Source organism: Streptomyces tendae (assembly GCF_008632955.1).
In the GTDB taxonomy this organism is placed as follows: Bacteria; Actinomycetota; Actinomycetes; order Streptomycetales; family Streptomycetaceae; genus Streptomyces.
This window is the reverse complement of sequence record NZ_CP043959.1, coordinates 5,018,770-5,034,416: the sequence shown is the minus strand read 5'-3', so window position 1 is coordinate 5,034,416 and position 15,647 is coordinate 5,018,770. Positions and strand designations below refer to the sequence as shown.

At 71.2% G+C, this 15,647-nt stretch carries 13 protein-coding genes and 1 pseudogene; 6 read left to right on the top strand and 8 right to left on the bottom strand.

Translation table 11 applies throughout. The features are described 5' to 3' along the window. Window positions 1-39: 39 nt before the first annotated feature. The 5 genes and pseudogenes from pgl to tkt form a co-directional block, all read right to left on the bottom strand. A complete protein-coding gene (pgl, locus tag F3L20_RS23225; protein WP_150156003.1) occupies window positions 40-825 on the bottom strand; it encodes a 6-phosphogluconolactonase in 786 nt (261 codons plus the stop codon). Then, window positions 822-1,874, bottom strand: coding sequence for a glucose-6-phosphate dehydrogenase assembly protein OpcA (opcA, locus tag F3L20_RS23220; protein WP_150156002.1), 1,053 nt, complete (start codon window positions 1,872-1,874; stop codon window positions 822-824). The genes pgl and opcA overlap by 4 nt, the downstream gene beginning before the upstream one ends. Continuing rightward, a pseudogene (gene zwf, locus F3L20_RS23215) lies at window positions 1,871-3,393 on the bottom strand (glucose-6-phosphate dehydrogenase). The gene opcA and the pseudogene zwf overlap by 4 nt, the downstream one beginning before the upstream one ends. A 4-nt stretch (window positions 3,394-3,397) precedes the next feature. Next, a complete protein-coding gene (gene tal, locus F3L20_RS23210; protein ID WP_150156001.1) occupies window positions 3,398-4,516 on the bottom strand; it encodes a transaldolase in 1,119 nt (372 codons plus the stop codon). Between the two features lie 34 nt (window positions 4,517-4,550). Beyond that, window positions 4,551-6,638 carry a transketolase gene (gene tkt / locus F3L20_RS23205; protein ID WP_150156000.1) on the bottom strand — a complete coding sequence of 696 codons (2,088 nt, stop codon included), beginning with the start codon at window positions 6,636-6,638 and terminating at the stop codon, window positions 4,551-4,553. 352 nt (window positions 6,639-6,990) lie between these two features. Here tkt and F3L20_RS23195 point away from each other — a divergent pair, with 352 nt between their 5' ends. The 4 genes from F3L20_RS23195 (at window position 6,991) to F3L20_RS23180 (ending at window position 10,380) form a co-directional block, all read left to right on the top strand. Further along, window positions 6,991-7,944, top strand: a complete 954-nt coding sequence (locus tag F3L20_RS23195) for a heme o synthase (protein WP_167534588.1) — start codon at window positions 6,991-6,993, stop codon at window positions 7,942-7,944. Between the two features lie 93 nt (window positions 7,945-8,037). After that, a complete protein-coding gene (locus F3L20_RS23190; protein WP_167534587.1) occupies window positions 8,038-8,370 on the top strand; it encodes a hypothetical protein in 333 nt (110 codons plus the stop codon). 84 nt (window positions 8,371-8,454) lie between these two features. Beyond that, window positions 8,455-9,561 carry an amidohydrolase family protein gene (locus F3L20_RS23185; RefSeq protein WP_150155998.1) on the top strand — a complete coding sequence of 369 codons (1,107 nt, stop codon included), beginning with the start codon at window positions 8,455-8,457 and terminating at the stop codon, window positions 9,559-9,561. Between the two features lie 81 nt (window positions 9,562-9,642). Beyond that, window positions 9,643-10,380, top strand: a complete 738-nt coding sequence (locus tag F3L20_RS23180; RefSeq protein WP_150155997.1) for a nucleotidyltransferase domain-containing protein — start codon at window positions 9,643-9,645, stop codon at window positions 10,378-10,380. Here F3L20_RS23180 and F3L20_RS23175 read toward each other — a convergent pair. The 3 genes from F3L20_RS23175 to F3L20_RS23165 all read right to left on the bottom strand — a co-directional run bounded on the left by F3L20_RS23175 (window position 10,338) and on the right by F3L20_RS23165 (window position 13,203). Further along, window positions 10,338-11,366 carry a COX15/CtaA family protein gene (locus F3L20_RS23175; protein WP_186567878.1) on the bottom strand — a complete coding sequence of 343 codons (1,029 nt, stop codon included), beginning with the start codon at window positions 11,364-11,366 and terminating at the stop codon, window positions 10,338-10,340. The genes F3L20_RS23180 and F3L20_RS23175 overlap by 43 nt on opposite strands. Window positions 11,367-11,420: 54 nt before the next feature. Further along, a complete protein-coding gene (locus F3L20_RS23170; RefSeq protein ID WP_150155996.1) occupies window positions 11,421-12,191 on the bottom strand; it encodes an ABC transporter permease in 771 nt (256 codons plus the stop codon). A gap of 88 nt (window positions 12,192-12,279) precedes the next feature. Next, window positions 12,280-13,203: an ABC transporter ATP-binding protein gene (locus F3L20_RS23165; RefSeq protein WP_150155995.1), complete on the bottom strand. Its 924-nt coding sequence runs from the start codon at window positions 13,201-13,203 to the stop codon at window positions 12,280-12,282. A 290-nt stretch (window positions 13,204-13,493) separates the two neighbouring features. On the opposite strand from F3L20_RS23165, the gene F3L20_RS23160 reads away from it, so the two are divergent. Together F3L20_RS23160 and sufB are read left to right on the top strand one after the other, a co-directional pair. Continuing rightward, window positions 13,494-14,207, top strand: coding sequence for a helix-turn-helix transcriptional regulator (locus F3L20_RS23160; protein WP_150155994.1), 714 nt, complete (start codon window positions 13,494-13,496; stop codon window positions 14,205-14,207). Further along, window positions 14,204-15,625, top strand: coding sequence for a Fe-S cluster assembly protein SufB (gene sufB / locus F3L20_RS23155; RefSeq protein WP_145825154.1), 1,422 nt, complete (start codon window positions 14,204-14,206; stop codon window positions 15,623-15,625). Before F3L20_RS23160 ends, sufB begins: the two co-directional genes overlap by 4 nt. Window positions 15,626-15,647 lie beyond the last annotated feature (22 nt).

The window sequence follows — 15,647 nt, the reverse complement described above, 5'->3', positions numbered from 1 at the left end:
GGCCCTTCGGGCCTCGTCCTCGAACGCCGGACGGGCCGGTCACGCCGTCGCCGGCGGGTACAGCGTCCTCGGGAGCTGGGATGCCGCCGGTGCGTCCAGGAGCCACAGGGTGCGGGCGCGGCCGTGGGCGCCTGCTGCCGGGGCCTGGATCTCGCCCGCGCCCGAGAGAGCGATGGCCGCCGCCTCCGCCTTGTCCTCGCCCGCCGCCAGGAGCCACACCTCACGGGCCGCGCGGATCGCCGGCAGGGTGAGCGTGACCCGCGTCGGCGGGGGCTTGGGGGCGCCGTGGACGCCGACCACCGTGCGCTCCGTCTCGCGGACCGCGGGCAGTTCGGGGAACAGGGACGCCACGTGCGTGTCCGGACCCACGCCCAGCATCAGCACGTCGAAGGCCGGCACCGCGCCGTGGTCCTCCGGGCCCGCCGCCGCGGCCAGCTCCCGCGCGTAGGCGTCGGCCGCCGCCTCCACGTCCGAGCCGTGCGGACCGTCCGACGCGGGCATGGCGTGCACGCGCTTCGGGTCCAGCGGCACCGCGTCCAGCAGTGCCTCACGGGCCTGCGTGACGTTGCGGTCCGGGTCGCCCTCGGGCAGGAACCGCTCGTCGCCCCACCACAGGTCCAGGCGCGGCCAGTCGATCGCGTCCCGGGCCGGGGCGGCGGCCAGCGCCGCCAGCAGGCCGTTGCCGTTGCGCCCGCCGGTCAGCACCACCGACGCCTCGCCCCGGGAGGCCTGCGCGTCCACGATCCGGGTGATCAGCCGGGCCGCCGCGGCCTGCGCCATCAGCTCCTTGTCCCGGTGGACGACCAGCTGGGGTGCCGTACTCACTTGACCGCCGCCCTCTTCACCGGTGCCTCCGCGGTCGCCTCGGCCGCGGGACCTTTCGCAACCGACTCGACGGGAGCCGGGACGGCCTGCCGTTCTCCTTTGGCCGGCGCGTCACCGCCGTTGCCCTGCTTCAGCCGCTCCACGCCGTAGCGCAGGGCGGACGCGTAGGTGTCGTCCGGGTCCAGCCGGCGCAGCTCCTCCGCGATCAGCTCCGCGGTGTCCCGGCGCTTGAGCGCCACCGCCCGCCGGGGCTGGCCCTGGATGGCCAGCGTGGCCAGCGAACCGTCGGCGCGGTCCAGCACGATCGGGCCGCAGTCGGTGTCCATGCGGACCGCCGTGAGACCCGGGCCTGCCGAACGGGTGCGCCGGACGGGGACGTCCAGCCGGTCCGCGAGCCACATCGCCAGCAGCTCGCAGCTCGGGTTGAACTCCTCGCCCTCCACCTCGACGCCCTGCACCTCGCAGGCGACCTGGTCCAGCGCGGCGGCCAGCATGGAACGCCACGGCGTGATGCGGGTCCACGACAGGTCCGTGTCGCCCGGGGTGTAGGCGTCGGCGCGGGCGGCGAGCTCCTTCACCGGCTGCTCGCAGGCGTAGGTGTCGGTCACCCGGCGCTGGGCCAGCGCGCCCAACGGGTCGTTCGCCGGGTCCAGCGGCGCGTTCACCGGCCACCACACCACCACCGGGGCGTCCGGCAGCAGCAGCGGCAGCACCACCGACTGGGCGTGGTCGACGACCTCGCCGTGCAGGCGGAGCACCACCGTCTCGCCGGTGCCGGCGTCCGCGCCGACCCGCACCTCGGCGTCCAGCCGCGACTGCGTCCGGTCCCGGGGCGAGCGGGAGACCCGCTTGATGACGACCAGCGTGCGCGAGGGGTGCTCGCGCGAGGCGTCGCCGGCCGCCTTCAGCGCGTCGTAGGCGTTCTCCTCGTCCGTCACGATGACCAGCGTCAGCACCATGCCGACGGCCGGCGTGCCGATGGCCCGCCGGGCCTTCACCAGCGCCTTGTTGATCTTGCTGGCCGTGGTGTCCGTGAGGTCTGTCTTCATGGCCGGCGCCAGCTCCGTCCGTCTCGCTCGAGCATGTGGTCCGCCTCGACGGGGCCCCAGGTGCCGGCCGGGTACTGCGCCGGCGTGCCGTTGGTGTCCCAGTACTCCTCGATCGGGTCGAGGATCTTCCAGGACAGCTCGACCTCCTCCGTGCGCGGGAAGAGGTTGGAGTCGCCGAGCAGCACGTCGAGGATCAGCCGTTCGTACGCCTCCGGGCTGGACTCGGTGAAGGACTCGCCGTACGCGAAGTCCATCGACACGTCCCGGATCTCCATCGACGTGCCGGGCACCTTGGAGCCGAACCGCACCGTGACGCCCTCGTCCGGCTGGACGCGGATCACGATGGCGTTCTGGCCGAGCTCCTCGGTGGCCGAGGTGTCGAAGGGGAGTGCGGCGCCCGCTGGAAGACGACAGCGATCTCGGTGACCCGGCGGCCCAGGCGCTTGCCGGTGCGCAGGTAGAAGGGCACGCCCGCCCAGCGGCGGTTGTCGATGCCCACCTTGATCGCTGCGTAGGTGTCGGTCTTGGAGGACCGGTCGATGCCTTCCTCCTCCAGGTACCCGATGACCTTCGCGCCGCCCTGCCAGCCGGCCGCGTACTGGCCGCGCACGGTGTCGCGGCCCAGGTCCTTCGGCAGCCGCACGGCGCCGAGCACCTTGGTCTTCTCCGCGGCCAGCGCGTCCGCGTCGAAGGAGGCGGGCTCCTCCATGGCGGTGAGGGCCAGCAGCTGGAGCAGGTGGTTCTGGATGACGTCGCGGGCGGCGCCGATGCCGTCGTAGTAGCCGGCCCGGCCGCCGATGCCGATGTCCTCGGCCATGGTGATCTGCACGTGGTCCACGAAGGACCGGTTCCAGATCGGCTCGAACATCTGGTTGGCGAAGCGCAGCGCCAGGATGTTCTGGACGGTCTCCTTGCCCAGGTAGTGGTCGATCCGGAACACCTGGTCCGGGGCGAACACCTCGTGGACGATCGCGTTCAGCTCCTCGGCCGACCTCAGGTCGTGTCCGAACGGCTTCTCGATGACCGCGCGCCGCCAGGAACCGTCCGTCTGGTCGGCCAGCCCGTGCTTCTTCAGCTGCTGGATGACCACCGGGAAGGACCGCGGCGGCACGGACAGGTAGAAGGCGAAGTTGCCGCCCGTGCCCTGCGCCTTGTCCAGTTCCTCGATCGTGCCCCGCAGCCGCTCGAAGGACTCGTCGTCGTCGAAGGTGCCCTGCACGAAACGCATGCCCTGGATGAGCTGCTGCCAGACCTCCTCACGGAAGGGGGTGCGGGCGTGCTCCTTGACCGCGTCGTGGACCTCCTGCGCGAAGTCCTCGTTCGCCCATTCGCGGCGGGCGAAGCCCACCAGCGAGAAGCCCGGCGGCAGCAGCCCCCGGTTGGCGAGGTCGTACACGGCCGGCATCAGCTTCTTGCGTGACAGGTCACCCGTGACGCCGAAGATGACCAGGCCCGACGGCCCCGCGATACGCGGGAGCCGTCGGTCCGCCGGGTCACGCAGCGGATTGCTGCTCGACAAGGTCTCAGCCCTCCGAGGGGGCGAGGCGCTGGAGCTCCGCCTCGGTCGACTTCAGCAGGTCGTTCCAGGACGCCTCGAACTTGTCGACGCCCTCGTCCTCGAGAAGCCGCACCACCTCGTCGTACGCGATGCCGAGCGCCTCGACCGCGTCGAGGTCGGCGCGCGCCTGCTCGTACGTGCCCGCGACGGCGTTGCCCCGGATCTCGCCCTTCTCCTCGGTGGCGAACAGCGTCGCCTCCGGCATGGTGTTCACCGTGTTCGGCGCCACCAGTTCGTCGACGTACATGGTGGCCTTGTACGCCTTGTCCTTCACACCGGTCGAGGCCCACAGCGGACGCTGCTTGTTGGCGCCCTCGCGCTCCAGCGCCGCCCAGCGGTCGGTGGAGAAGACCTCCTCGTACGCCTGGTAGGCCAGGCGCGCGTTGGCGATGGCGGCCTTGCCGCGCAGCGCCTTGGCCTCGTCGGTGCCGAGCGCGTCGATCCGCTTGTCGATCTCGGTGTCCACGCGGGACACGAAGAAGGACGCCACGGAGTGGATCTTCGACAGGTCCAGGCCGCGGGCCTTGGCCTTCTCCAGGCCGGTCAGGAACGCGTCCATGACCTTGCGGTAGCGCTCCAGGGAGAAGATCAGCGTGACGTTGACGCTGATGCCCAGGCCGATGACCTCGGCGATGGCCGGGATGCCCGCCTCGGTCGCCGGGATCTTGATCAGCGTGTTCGGCCGGTCCACCAGCCAGGCGAGCTGCTTGGCCTCGGCGACCGTCGCGCGGGTGTCGTGGGCCAGCCGCGGGTCGACCTCGATCGAGACCCGGCCGTCCTGGCCGTCGGTGGCGTCGAAGACCGGGCGCAGGATGTCGGCGGCGTCGCGGACGTCCGCCGTGGTGATCATCCGGACGGCTTCCTCGACGGTGACCTTCCGGGCCGCGAGGTCGGTGAGCTGCGTGTCGTACCCGTCGCCCTCCGAGATCGCCTTCTGGAAGATCGTCGGGTTGGTGGTGACGCCCACGACGTGCTGCTGGTCGATCAGCTCGGCGAGGTTGCCGGAGGTGATCCGCTTGCGCGACAGGTCGTCCAGCCAGATCGCGACGCCTTCGTCGGAAAGGCGCTTCAGTGCGTCTGTCATGGAAATTCCATCTCCTACGTGTCGTATATGAGCGTCAGCGCCGGGCGGCGGCGATCGATTCCCGCGCGACGGCGGCCACGTTCTCGGCGGTGAAGCCGTACTCCTGGAACAGCACCTTGCCGTCGGCGGAGGCACCGAAGTGCTCCAGCGAGACGATGCGGCCGGCGTCGCCCACGAACCTGTGCCAGGTGAGGCCGATCCCCGCCTCGACGGCCACGCGCGCCTTCACGGACGGCGGCAGGACCCTGTCCCGGTACCCCTGGTCCTGCTCCTCGAACCACTCCACGGACGGCATGGACACGACGCGCGTCGGCACGCCGTCCGCCTGGAGCCGCTCCCGCGCCTCGACCGCGACGTGCACCTCGGAACCGGTGGCGATCAGGACGACCTCGGGCTCGCCGCCCTCGGCCTCGAACAGCACGTAGCCGCCGCGGGCCGCGTCCTCGTTGGGCTCGTACGTCGGCACGCCCTGGCGGGTCAGCGCCAGACCGTGCGGGGCGCCCTTGCCGAACTCCTTGGTCCAGCGCCTGAGGATCTCGCGCCAGGCGATCGCGGTTTCGTTAGCGTCGGCCGGGCGGACCACGTTCAGGCCCGGGATGGCGCGCAGCGCGGCCAGGTGCTCGACCGGCTGGTGGGTCGGGCCGTCCTCGCCGAGACCGATGGAGTCGTGCGTCCACACGTAGGTCACCGGCAGGTGCATCAGCGCGGACAGCCGCACCGCGTTGCGCATGTAGTCCGAGAACACCAGGAAGGTGCCGGCGTAGATGCGTGTGTTGCCGTGCAGCGCGATGCCGTTCATCTCCGCGGCCATGGCGTGCTCGCGGATGCCGAAGTGGATCGTGCGGCCGTACGGGTCGGCCTCCGGCAGCGGGTTGCCCGCCGGGAGGAACGACGACGTCTTGTCGATCGTGGTGTTGTTGGAGCCCGCGAGGTCGGCCGAGCCGCCCCACAGCTCCGGGATCACCGCGCCGAGCGCCTGCAGCACCTTGCCGGAGGCGGCGCGGGTGGCGACACCCTTGCCCGGCTCGAACACCGGCAGCGCGTCCTGCCAGCCCTTGGGGAGCTCACCGGCGGCGATGCGGTCGTACTCGGCGGCCCGCTCGGGGTTGTTGTCCCGCCACTGCTGGAAGGACTTCTCCCACACCGCGCGGGCGGCCTGGCCGCGCTCCAGCGCCTTGCGGGTGTGCCCGATGACCTCGTCGGAGACCTCGAAGGACTTCTCCGGGTCGAAGCCGAGGACCCGCTTGGTGGCCGCGACCTCGTCATCGCCGAGCGCCGAGCCGTGCGCGGCCTCGGTGTTCTGCGCGTTCGGGGCGGGCCAGGCGATGATCGAGCGCATCGCGATGAAGGACGGGCGGTCGGTGACCTTCTTCGCCTCCTGGATCGCGTCGTAGATCGCGTTCGGGTCCAGGTCGCCGTCCGGCTTGGGCGCCACGCGCTGCACGTGCCAGCCGTAGGCCTCGTACCGCTTGACCGTGTCCTCCGAGACGGCCGTCTCGGTGTCGCCCTCGATCGAGATGTGGTTGTCGTCCCACAGCAGGACCAGGTTGCCCAGCTTCTGGTGGCCGGCCAGCGAGGACGCCTCCGCGGAGATGCCCTCCTGGAGGCAGCCGTCACCGGCGATGCAGTAGACGAAGTGGTCGAAGGGGGACTCGCCCGCGGGTGCCTCCGGGTCGAACAGACCGCGCTCGTAGCGGGCGGCCATCGCCATGCCCACCGCGTTGGCGACACCCTGGCCGAGCGGACCGGTCGTGGTCTCCACGCCCGTGGTGTGGCCGTACTCCGGGTGGCCCGGGGTCCTGGAGCCCCAGGTGCGGAAGGACTTCAGGTCGTCCAGCTCCAGGCCGAAGCCGGCCAGGTACAGCTGGGTGTAGAGGGTCAGGGACGAGTGGCCCGCGGACAGCACGAAGCGGTCGCGGCCGACCCAGTCGGCGTCCGCCGGGTCGTGCCGCATCACCTTCTGGAAGAGGGTGTACGCGGCTGGTGCCAGGCTCATCGCCGTACCCGGATGGCCGTTGCCGACCTTCTGTACGGCATCGGCGGCCAGGACGCGGGCGGTGTCGACGGCCCGCTGGTCCAGCTCGGTCCACTCGAGGTCTGTGGTGGTCGGCTTTGTGCTCACCCTGAGTCAGGGCTCCTCTCCACATGTCGGATGCCGGTGACTACCCACCGACGAGGTCGAGCCTACCCCCGTAGGACGTGCCTTTTTCCGGGTCATTCCAGAGTGCGGGCACTCCCCGCGATCCGCCTCCTGACTGGGAAGTTTCCGCATTCGGCAGATGAATACGGAGCCGCTCATCCGCGTGCTCAATCGAGCTGGGGAACGCACCTCGGAGAGCACCCCGGAGGGCATTCGCCAACACGACCGGACCCCCGCGAATGCCCGGGTCTGGGCAACGTCTAGAGTGGCGTGGTACGCGCGAGCCTTTACCGCCACTTCACATGGGGAGGCTTGCTGGGATGTCTCTGTAGGGGTGTGCGTGACGGCCGTTGAATCCCGCCCGGCGGGGGTCCTGGGGACGAGTCAGAGCCCTGCGCATCGGCCGTTCGGGGCCCGTGTGATGGCTTTCGTGGCTCTCACCAAGCCGCGGATCATCGAACTGCTGCTCATCACCACCGTCCCGGTGATGTTCCTGGCGCAGCAGGGCGTGCCCGACCTGACGCTCGTGCTGCTGACCTGTGTCGGCGGCTACCTGTCGGCGGGCGGCGCCAACGCGCTGAACATGTACATCGATCGCGACATCGACGCGCTGATGGACCGCACCTCGCAGCGGCCGCTGGTGACCGGCATGGTCAGCCCCCGTGAGGCGCTGGTCTTCGGCATCACCCTGGCCGTCGCCTCGACACTGATGTTCGGCCTCACCGTCAACTGGCTGTCCGCCTGGCTCTCCCTCGGCGCGCTCCTCTTCTACGTGGTCGTCTACACGATGATCCTCAAGCGGCGCACCGCGCAGAACATCGTGTGGGGCGGCATCGCCGGCTGCATGCCGGTGCTGATCGGCTGGTCCGCGGTCACCAACTCGATGTCCTGGGCCCCGGTCGTCCTCTTCCTCGTCATCTTCTTCTGGACGCCGCCGCACTACTGGCCGCTGTCGATGAAGGTGAAGGAGGACTACGCCCGCGTGGGCGTGCCGATGCTGCCGGTCGTCGCCGGCAACAAGGCGGTCGCCCGGCAGATCGTCCTCTACAGCTGGGTGATGGTCGGCGTGTCGCTGCTGCTCACCCCGATGGGCTACACCGGCTGGTTCTACACCGCGGTCGCCCTGGCGGCCGGCGGCTGGTGGCTGTGGGAGGCGCACGCGCTGCTGAACCGCGCCAAGGCCGAGGTGACCGGCGCCAAGCTCAAGGAGATGCGGCTGTTCCACTGGTCCATCACCTACGTCTCGCTGGTCTTCGTCGCCATCGCTGTGGATCCGTTCCTGCGCTGAGACACCCCTGGCACGCCGACGGGCGGGGCACGTGGCCAAGGCCACGGACCCCGCCCGTCGCCGTTCGATCTACTCGTCGGTAGCATCCTGGTCATGGCAGACACGCAGCAGGTGGACCCGAAGGACGGGCAGAAGGCGGCCCGGCTCGCCAAGCGGATCGGCGGCTTCGCCAAGGAGCACGGCGGCGCCGAGGGCCAGGTGGCATACCTCGGACAGCGCGGCGCCCGGATCGTCCTCGTCGGCGAGGACGGCGCCTGGGGTGACGTCTTCGCCCCGTCCATGGAGATCGCGCGGCAGGCCGTCGAGAAGGCCGGCATCACCGTGCACGAGGAGTTCGACGGCGAGTTCGCCGCCAAGGTGAGGACCGGCCCGTACGAGTGGAGCCGCATGGCGGGCATCCAGGTCGGCGGCCCCTCCAACGACTGACCGCCCCCAGGGCAACACCTCTTCACCGGTTCACCCGTTAGGACGTGTAGGCAGCGACAGCGTCCACACGGGGAGAGCCCGGAGATGATCGACCCGCCGTCCCTCGTGGACCAGTACTGCCACGGCGTACTGCGCACGGAGCTGGGCCTCGGCACGTTCGAGGCCCAGCTGGCCCGCACCGAGGGCCCGCCCGCGCCCGGCACCACCCTCTTCGACACGCAGACCGGGTTCGCCGTGCGCCGCTGGTGCCCGCCGCTGCTGGGCCTGGAGCCGCACTGCCCGCCCTCCCGCTACCTCGCCCGGCGCCGTGAGCTGGGCAGCGTCGAGGCGGGCCGCCGGCTGCTGCGGGGCAGCGGCATCACCGCCTACCTCGTCGACACCGGCCTGTCCGACGACCTCACCGACCCCGCCGAGCTGGGCCGGGCCGGGGAGGCCGAGGCGCACGAGATCGTCCGCCTGGAGCAGCTCGCCGAACAGGTCGCCGACACCTCCGGCACCGTCGAGTCCTTCCTGGCCAATCTCGCCGAGTCCGTCCACGCCGCCGCCGCGCACGCGGTCGCCTTCACCTCCGTCGCCGGACTGCGGCACGGGCTGGCGCTCAGCCCCGAGCCTCCGCAGGCGGGCGAGGTGCGCGGCGCCGCCGGACGCTGGCTGGCCGCGCGCGGCGCGGGGGGCCGGCTGAGCGACCCGGTGCTGCTGCGCCATCTGCTGTGGATCGCGGTGGCCTCCGGTCTGCCCCTCCAGCTGCACGCCGGACTCGGCGCCCCGGGCGCGCGCGTCGACCGCACCGACCCCGTCCTGCTGACCGACTTCGTCCGGGCCACCGCGGGGCTCGGCACCGACCTCGTGCTGCTGCACGGCTACCCGTACCACCGGCACGCCGCCCACCTCGCCGGGGTCTTCCCGCACGTCTACGCCGACTGCGGCGCCGCCCTCGTGCGCACCGGCGCCCGCGCCGCGACCGTCCTCGCGGAGGTGCTGGAGCTCGCCCCCTTCGGCAAGATCCTCTTCTCCAGCGGTGCCCGCGGTCTGCCCGAGCTGCACGTGGTCGGCGCCCACCTGTTCCGCGAGGCCCTCGGGCGGATCCTCGGCACCTGGGTGGCCGAGGGCGCCTGGTCCCTGGACGACGCCCGGCGCGTCGCCGCGATGATCGCCTCGGGCAACGCGAGCCGGGTGTACGGCCTCGACTGACCGGAAGACGCGGGCCGGGTGCACGGCGTGAACCGGCCGGAACGCACCACCCGGGGGAGCACCGGGGTGGAGACTGGGCGGATGCAGCAGACCGACGCCCTGCTCGACCGCTTCCTCACCGGGCTCGCGCCCCTGTCCCCGGTCGCCGTGTGGGCACACGGCTCACTGGCCGGGGGCGACTACGTGGAGGGCCGCAGCGACCTGGACCTGATCGCGGTCCTGCCCCCGCCGATCGGCCCGCGCACAGTGTGGCGGCTCGCCGTCCTGCACGCCCGGCTGCGCGCCGAACCGCTCGCGGCCGGCCTCCACTGCACGTACCTGACCCCCGACACCACGGAGGGCGCGGAGCGCCGCCACCTCACCTGGGCGCACGAACGGCTGTTCCGGCGCACCGTCACCCCGGTCACCCGGACGGAGCTGCACACCTTCGGCCGGGTGCTGTACGGGGCGCCGCCCGTGGACGTACTGCCTCCGGTGCCGGACGGCGAACTCGCCGCGTACGTGCTGCGCGACCAGCGTGACTACTGGCGGCCGCACGTGGACCGGAGCGACCTGTGGACCCGGGACATCTGGGTCGACCTGGGCATGGTGACCTTCGCACGCGTCACCGTCACCGTCCGGGAGGGCCGCCTGATCTCCAAGCGGGAGGCACTGGAGGTGCTGCCGGCGCTGGGCGCGCCCGAGGAGGTCGTCGCGGACATCAGGGCGCGCCGCTACGGCGGCACGGTGGCCACCGACGAGAAGTGGATCCAGCGGCGCGCCGAACTGGTCCGGGGCTACCTGGGGCCGGCGATCGACGGGCTGGTGGCCGGTTCCTGAGCGGGCACGGGCGTGGCCGCCGGGGCCGTCTCCTCCGGGCGCTCGCGCAGCGACAGCAGGACGCGCAGCACCCAGATCCACATCACGCAGGAGCCGAACATGTGCAGGCCCACCAGAACCTCGGGCAGGTCCGTGAAGTACTGCACGTAGCCGATGAGGCCCTGCGCGAGCAGGACGAGGAACAGTTCGCGGGTGCGGGCCAGCGGGCCCCTGGGGGCGTCGACCGCCTTGAGCACGAACCACAGGGCGAACGTCAGCGTCACCACGATCCACGCCAGCACGGCGTGCAGCTTGCTGACCGTCTCCCAGTCCAGCGGCATCCGCGGGACCTCGCTGGAGTCACCCGCGTGCGGGCCCGCGCCGGTGACCACCGTGCCGGCCGCGATCAGCAGCACGGACGCGCCCACCAGGAACCACACCAGCTGCTGCACGGCCTTGCCGACCAGCGGCCGGGGCTCCGTGTCGCCCTCGCGGGTGCGCTGCCACATCACCGTGGCGACCGCGATCAGCGCCGAGGACAGCAGGAAGTGCGCCGCGACCGTGTACGGGTTCAGGCCGACCAGCACCACGATGCCGCCGAGGACCGCGTTGCCCATGACGACCCAGAACTGCGTCCAGCCCAGCCGGGTGAGGCTGCGCCGGTACGGCTTCTGCGAACGCGCGGCGATGATCGCCCAGCCGACGGCGGCGCAGAGCACGTAGGTCAGCAGGCGGTTGCCGAACTCGATGACGCCGTGCAGGCCCATCTCGCTGGTCGTGGTGAGCGAGTCGTCGGTGCACTTGGGCCAGGTCGGGCAGCCCAGTCCGGAGCCGGTCAGCCGCACCGCGCCGCCGGTGACCACGATGACCACCGACATGACGAGCGCGGTGAGGGCCGCGCGGCGGACGGTCCGGGGATCCGGGGTCCAGCGGGCGGCGATGAAGGCGAGCGGGTTGCGCAGGGCCGCCTGGGCGTCGGCGCGGGTCACGTTTGGCACGCGTCCCATCGTAGGCCGCCGCTTGTGCACACTTTCACGAGGGTCGGTTCCGGGCATCCCGCACTACTCCCAGCGGAAGAACGCGCCGGCCGCCGCGAGCCCCGCGACCGCCCACGCGGTGAGGACGCCGAGGTCGGCCCAGGGCATCCCGGCCCCGTGCTGGAGCACGTCCCGCAGGCCCTCCGACAGCGCGGTGATGGGCAGCAGGCCCAGTACGTGCTGCGCCGCGTCGGGGAACTTGTCCAGCGGCACGACCACCCCGCCGCCGACGAGCAGCAGCAGGAAGACCAGGTTGGCGGCGGCGAGGGTCGCCTCCGCCTTGAGCGTGCCGGCCATCAGCAGCCCGAGCCCGGAGAAGGCCGCCGTGCCGAGGATCAACAGGGCGACCACCGCGAGGGCGCTGCCCTGCGGGTCCCAGCCGAGCAGCAGCGCGATCACCGTCACCAGGACCACCTGGAGCACCTCGGTGACCAGCACCGACAGCGTCTTGGCGGTCATCAGGCCCCAGCGCGGCAGCGGCGACGCGGCGAGCCGCTTCAGCACGCCGTAGCGGCGCTCGAAGCCGGTCGCGATGGCCTGCCCGGTGAACGCCGTCGACATCACGGCGAGCGCCAGGATGCCGGGCGCCAGGAAGTCGACCGCCGCGCCGTCACCGGTGTCCACCACGTCCACGGTGCTGAACAGCACCAGCAGCAGGGTGGGGATGACCACGGTGAGCAGCAGCTGCTCACCGTTGCGCAGCAGCATCTTCGTCTCGAGCACCGCCTGGGCGCCGATCATGCGGGCCAGCGGCGCCGCGCCCGGCTGCGGTGAGTAGGTCCCGGTGGCCGTCACGAGCGCAGCTCCTTGCCGGTCAGCTCCAGGCTGTGCCTTCCCGGGGGACAACCCCCGGACCCCCGGCCGGTCCCGGTGTGATGCGTGATCACGAACGCAGCTCCTTGCCGGTCAGCTCCAGAAAGACGTCTTCCAAGGTGTGGCGCTCCACCGAGATCCGGTCCGGCAGCACGCCGTGCTGCGCGCACCAGGAGGTCACCGTGGCGAGCAGCTGCGGGTCGACCTTGCCGGTGACCCGGTAGGAGCCCGGGGTCACCTCGGCGGCCGAGGCGTCGGACGGCAGCGCCTTGAGCAGGGAGGCCACGTCCAGCCCGGGCCGTCCGGAGAAGCGCAGGGTGTTCTCGGCGCCGCCGCGGCACAGCTCCTCGGGGGAGCCCTGGGCGACGACCCGGCCGGCGTCGATGATCGCCACGTCGTCGGCGAGCTGCTCGGCCTCGTCCATGTAGTGCGTGGTCAGGACGACGGAGACGCCGTCGGTGCGCAGGTCGCGGACCAGGTCCCAGGTGGCGTGGCGGGCCTGCGGGTCGAGGCCGGCGGTCGGCTCGTCCAGGAACACCAGTTCCGGGCGGCCCACCACGGCCATCGCCAGCGCGAGCCGCTGCTGCTGCCCGCCGGACAGCCTCCGGTACGTGGTCCGGCCGCAGGAGCCGAGGCCGAGCCGCTCGATCAGCGCGTCGACGTCCAGCGGGCGCGCGTGCAGTTTGGCCACGTGCCGCAGCATCTCCTCCGCCCGGGCCCCCGCGTACACGCCGCCGGACTGGAGCATCACGCCGATGCGGGGCCGCAGCGCCGCCGTCTGGCGGACCGGGTCGAGGCCCAGGACGCGTACCGTGCCGGAGTCCGGCCTCCGGTACCCCTCGCAGGTCTCTACCGTGGTCGTCTTGCCGGCGCCGTTGGGGCCGAGCACGGCGGTCACGCCCTGCCGGGCCACCAGGTCGAGGCCGTCCACCGCGGTCTTCGCGCCGTACCGCTTCACCAGGGCCTGCACCTGGACCACGGGCTCACTTCGCATGGGTCACGAGTCTAGGGAGATGCCGGGCGGCTCCGACCGGGGGGTGCGGGAAGTCGCCCGGACGGGAAAAGCGCCCTTGCCTGGACCCGCGCCGAGTGGTCCCCGACGGACAACCTGGCCGGTCGGAGGGGGTGCGGGTGGTGTCCACGGGGTGTCCGGGAGCGTCCCCGGTTTGATCGATCAAAGATCGTTTGCGCAGGTCAGATTAGGTTCACCTAAGTGACGCAGCGCACGGGGGGCGGTCAGGACGCGGCTTGCCGGGCTCCGATGAATTACGCAACAATGGCGTTGTGAAAAACGTTGGCGAGGCGTCCCACGAGGAGCTGGCAACCGGTGAGCGGTCCACCCGCAACCGCGTCGCCCGCTCCATCCTGGATCACGGCCCGTCGACCGTCGCCGAACTGGCCGAGCGGCTGAAGCTCACCCAGGCGGCCGTACGCCGGCATCTGGACGCCCTGGCCGCGGACAACGTGGTGGAGGCCCGTGACCGCCGCGTCTACGGCGCCCGCTCGCGTGGGCGCCCGGCCAAGGCGTTCGCCCTGACCGACTGCGGCCGGGACGCCTTCGACCAGTCCTACGACAAACTGGCGGTGGACGCGCTGCGCTGGATCGCGGAGCGGGAGGGCGGCGGCGAGGCGATCGCCGCGTTCGCCCGCGCCCGCATCGCCGGTCAGGCCGGCGCGTACCGCAAGGCGGTCGAGGGTGTGCCGCCCGAGAAGCGGACGGAGGCGCTGGCCAAGGCGCTCAGCGCGGACGGGTACGCTGCCACCGCGCGCAGCGCACCGGTCGGCGAGCAGCTCTGCCAGCACCACTGCCCGGTCGCCCACGTCGCCGAACAGTTCCCACAGCTCTGCGAGGCCGAGACGGAATTTTTCGCCGAGCTTCTCGGTACGCACGTACAGCGGCTGGCGACGATCGCGCACGGCGACGGCGTCTGCACGACGTTCATCCCCAAGATTTCCCACAACGCATCTGCAAGCACGTCCGGGAGGAACCCCGCATGACTCTCCCCACGGAGACTGCCCACCCCGAGCTGGAGGGTCTGGGCAACTACGAATACGGCTGGGCCGACCGTGACGAGGCCGGTGCGTCGGCGCGACGCGGCCTGAACGAGGAAGTCGTCCGGGACATCTCCGGGAAGAAGAACGAGCCGGAGTGGATGACCAAGCTCCGTCTCAAGGGCCTGCGCCTGTTCGAGAAGAAGCCCATGCCGAACTGGGGCTCCGACCTCTCCGGCATCGACTTCGACAACATCAAGTACTTCGTGCGCTCCACGGAGAAGCAGGCGGAGTCCTGGGAGGACCTCCCCGAGGACATCAAGAACACCTACGACAAGCTGGGCATCCCCGAGGCCGAGAAGAAGCGCCTCGTCGCCGGTGTCGCCGCCCAGTACGAGTCCGAGGTCGTCTACCACCAGATCCGCGAGGACCTGGAGGAGCAGGGCGTCATCTTCCTCGACACCGACACCGCCCTGAAGGAGCACCCGGAGCTCTTCAAGGAGTACTTCGGCACGGTCATCCCGGTCGGCGACAACAAGTTCGCGTCACTGAACTCCGCGGTGTGGTCCGGCGGCTCCTTCATCTACGTCCCCCCGGGCGTGCACGTGGAGATCCCGCTCCAGGCCTACTTCCGGATCAACACCGAGAACATGGGTCAGTTCGAGCGGACCCTGATCATCGTCGACGAGGGTGCCTACGTGCACTACGTCGAGGGCTGCACCGCGCCGATCTACAAGTCGGACTCGCTGCACTCCGCGGTCGTCGAGATCATCGTCAAGAAGAACGCCCGCTGCCGTTACACGACCATCCAGAACTGGTCGAACAACGTCTACAACCTGGTCACCAAGCGCGCCGTGGCCTACGAGGGCGCGACCATGGAGTGGGTCGACGGCAACATCGGCTCCAAGGTCACCATGAAGTACCCGGCCGTCTACCTGATGGGCGAGCACGCCAAGGGCGAGACCCTGTCCATCGCCTTCGCGGGCGAGGGCCAGCACCAGGACGCGGGCGCCAAGATGGTCCACATGGCCCCGAACACCTCGTCCAACATCGTCTCCAAGTCGGTGGCGCGCGGTGGCGGCCGTACCTCCTACCGCGGTCTGATCGAGATCGGCGAGGGCGCCCCCGGCGCCAAGTCCAACGTGCTGTGCGACGCGCTGCTCGTGGACACCATCTCCCGCTCGGACACCTACCCCTACGTGGACGTCCGCGAGGACGACGTGTCCATGGGCCACGAGGCGACCGTCTCCAAGGTCTCCGAGGACCAGCTCTTCTACCTGATGAGCCGCGGTCTGAGCGAGTTCGAGGCGATGGCGATGATCGTGCGCGGCTTCGTCGAGCCGATCGCCAAGGAACTGCCGATGGAGTACGCGCTCGAGCTCAACCGGCTGATCGAGCTCCAGATGGAAGGCGCGGTCGGCTGACACCGGCCAGGGGCGGCCATCG

Excerpts from the sequence above, each read along its gene's own strand:
- opcA (WP_150156002.1), bottom strand. The coding sequence starts at position 1,874 with ATGAAGACAGACCTCACGGACACCACGGCCAGCAAGATCAACAAGGCG.
- tal (WP_150156001.1), bottom strand. The coding sequence starts at position 4,516 with ATGACAGACGCACTGAAGCGCCTTTCCGACGAAGGCGTCGCGATCTGG.
- F3L20_RS23190 (WP_167534587.1), top strand. The coding sequence starts at position 8,038 with ATGGCAGACACGCAGCAGGTGGACCCGAAGGACGGGCAGAAGGCGGCC.
- F3L20_RS23185 (WP_150155998.1), top strand. The coding sequence starts at position 8,455 with ATGATCGACCCGCCGTCCCTCGTGGACCAGTACTGCCACGGCGTACTG.
- F3L20_RS23180 (WP_150155997.1), top strand. The coding sequence starts at position 9,643 with ATGCAGCAGACCGACGCCCTGCTCGACCGCTTCCTCACCGGGCTCGCG.
- F3L20_RS23175 (WP_186567878.1), bottom strand. The coding sequence starts at position 11,366 with ATGGGACGCGTGCCAAACGTGACCCGCGCCGACGCCCAGGCGGCCCTG.
- F3L20_RS23165 (WP_150155995.1), bottom strand. The coding sequence starts at position 13,203 with ATGCGAAGTGAGCCCGTGGTCCAGGTGCAGGCCCTGGTGAAGCGGTAC.
- sufB (WP_145825154.1), top strand. The coding sequence starts at position 14,204 with ATGACTCTCCCCACGGAGACTGCCCACCCCGAGCTGGAGGGTCTGGGC.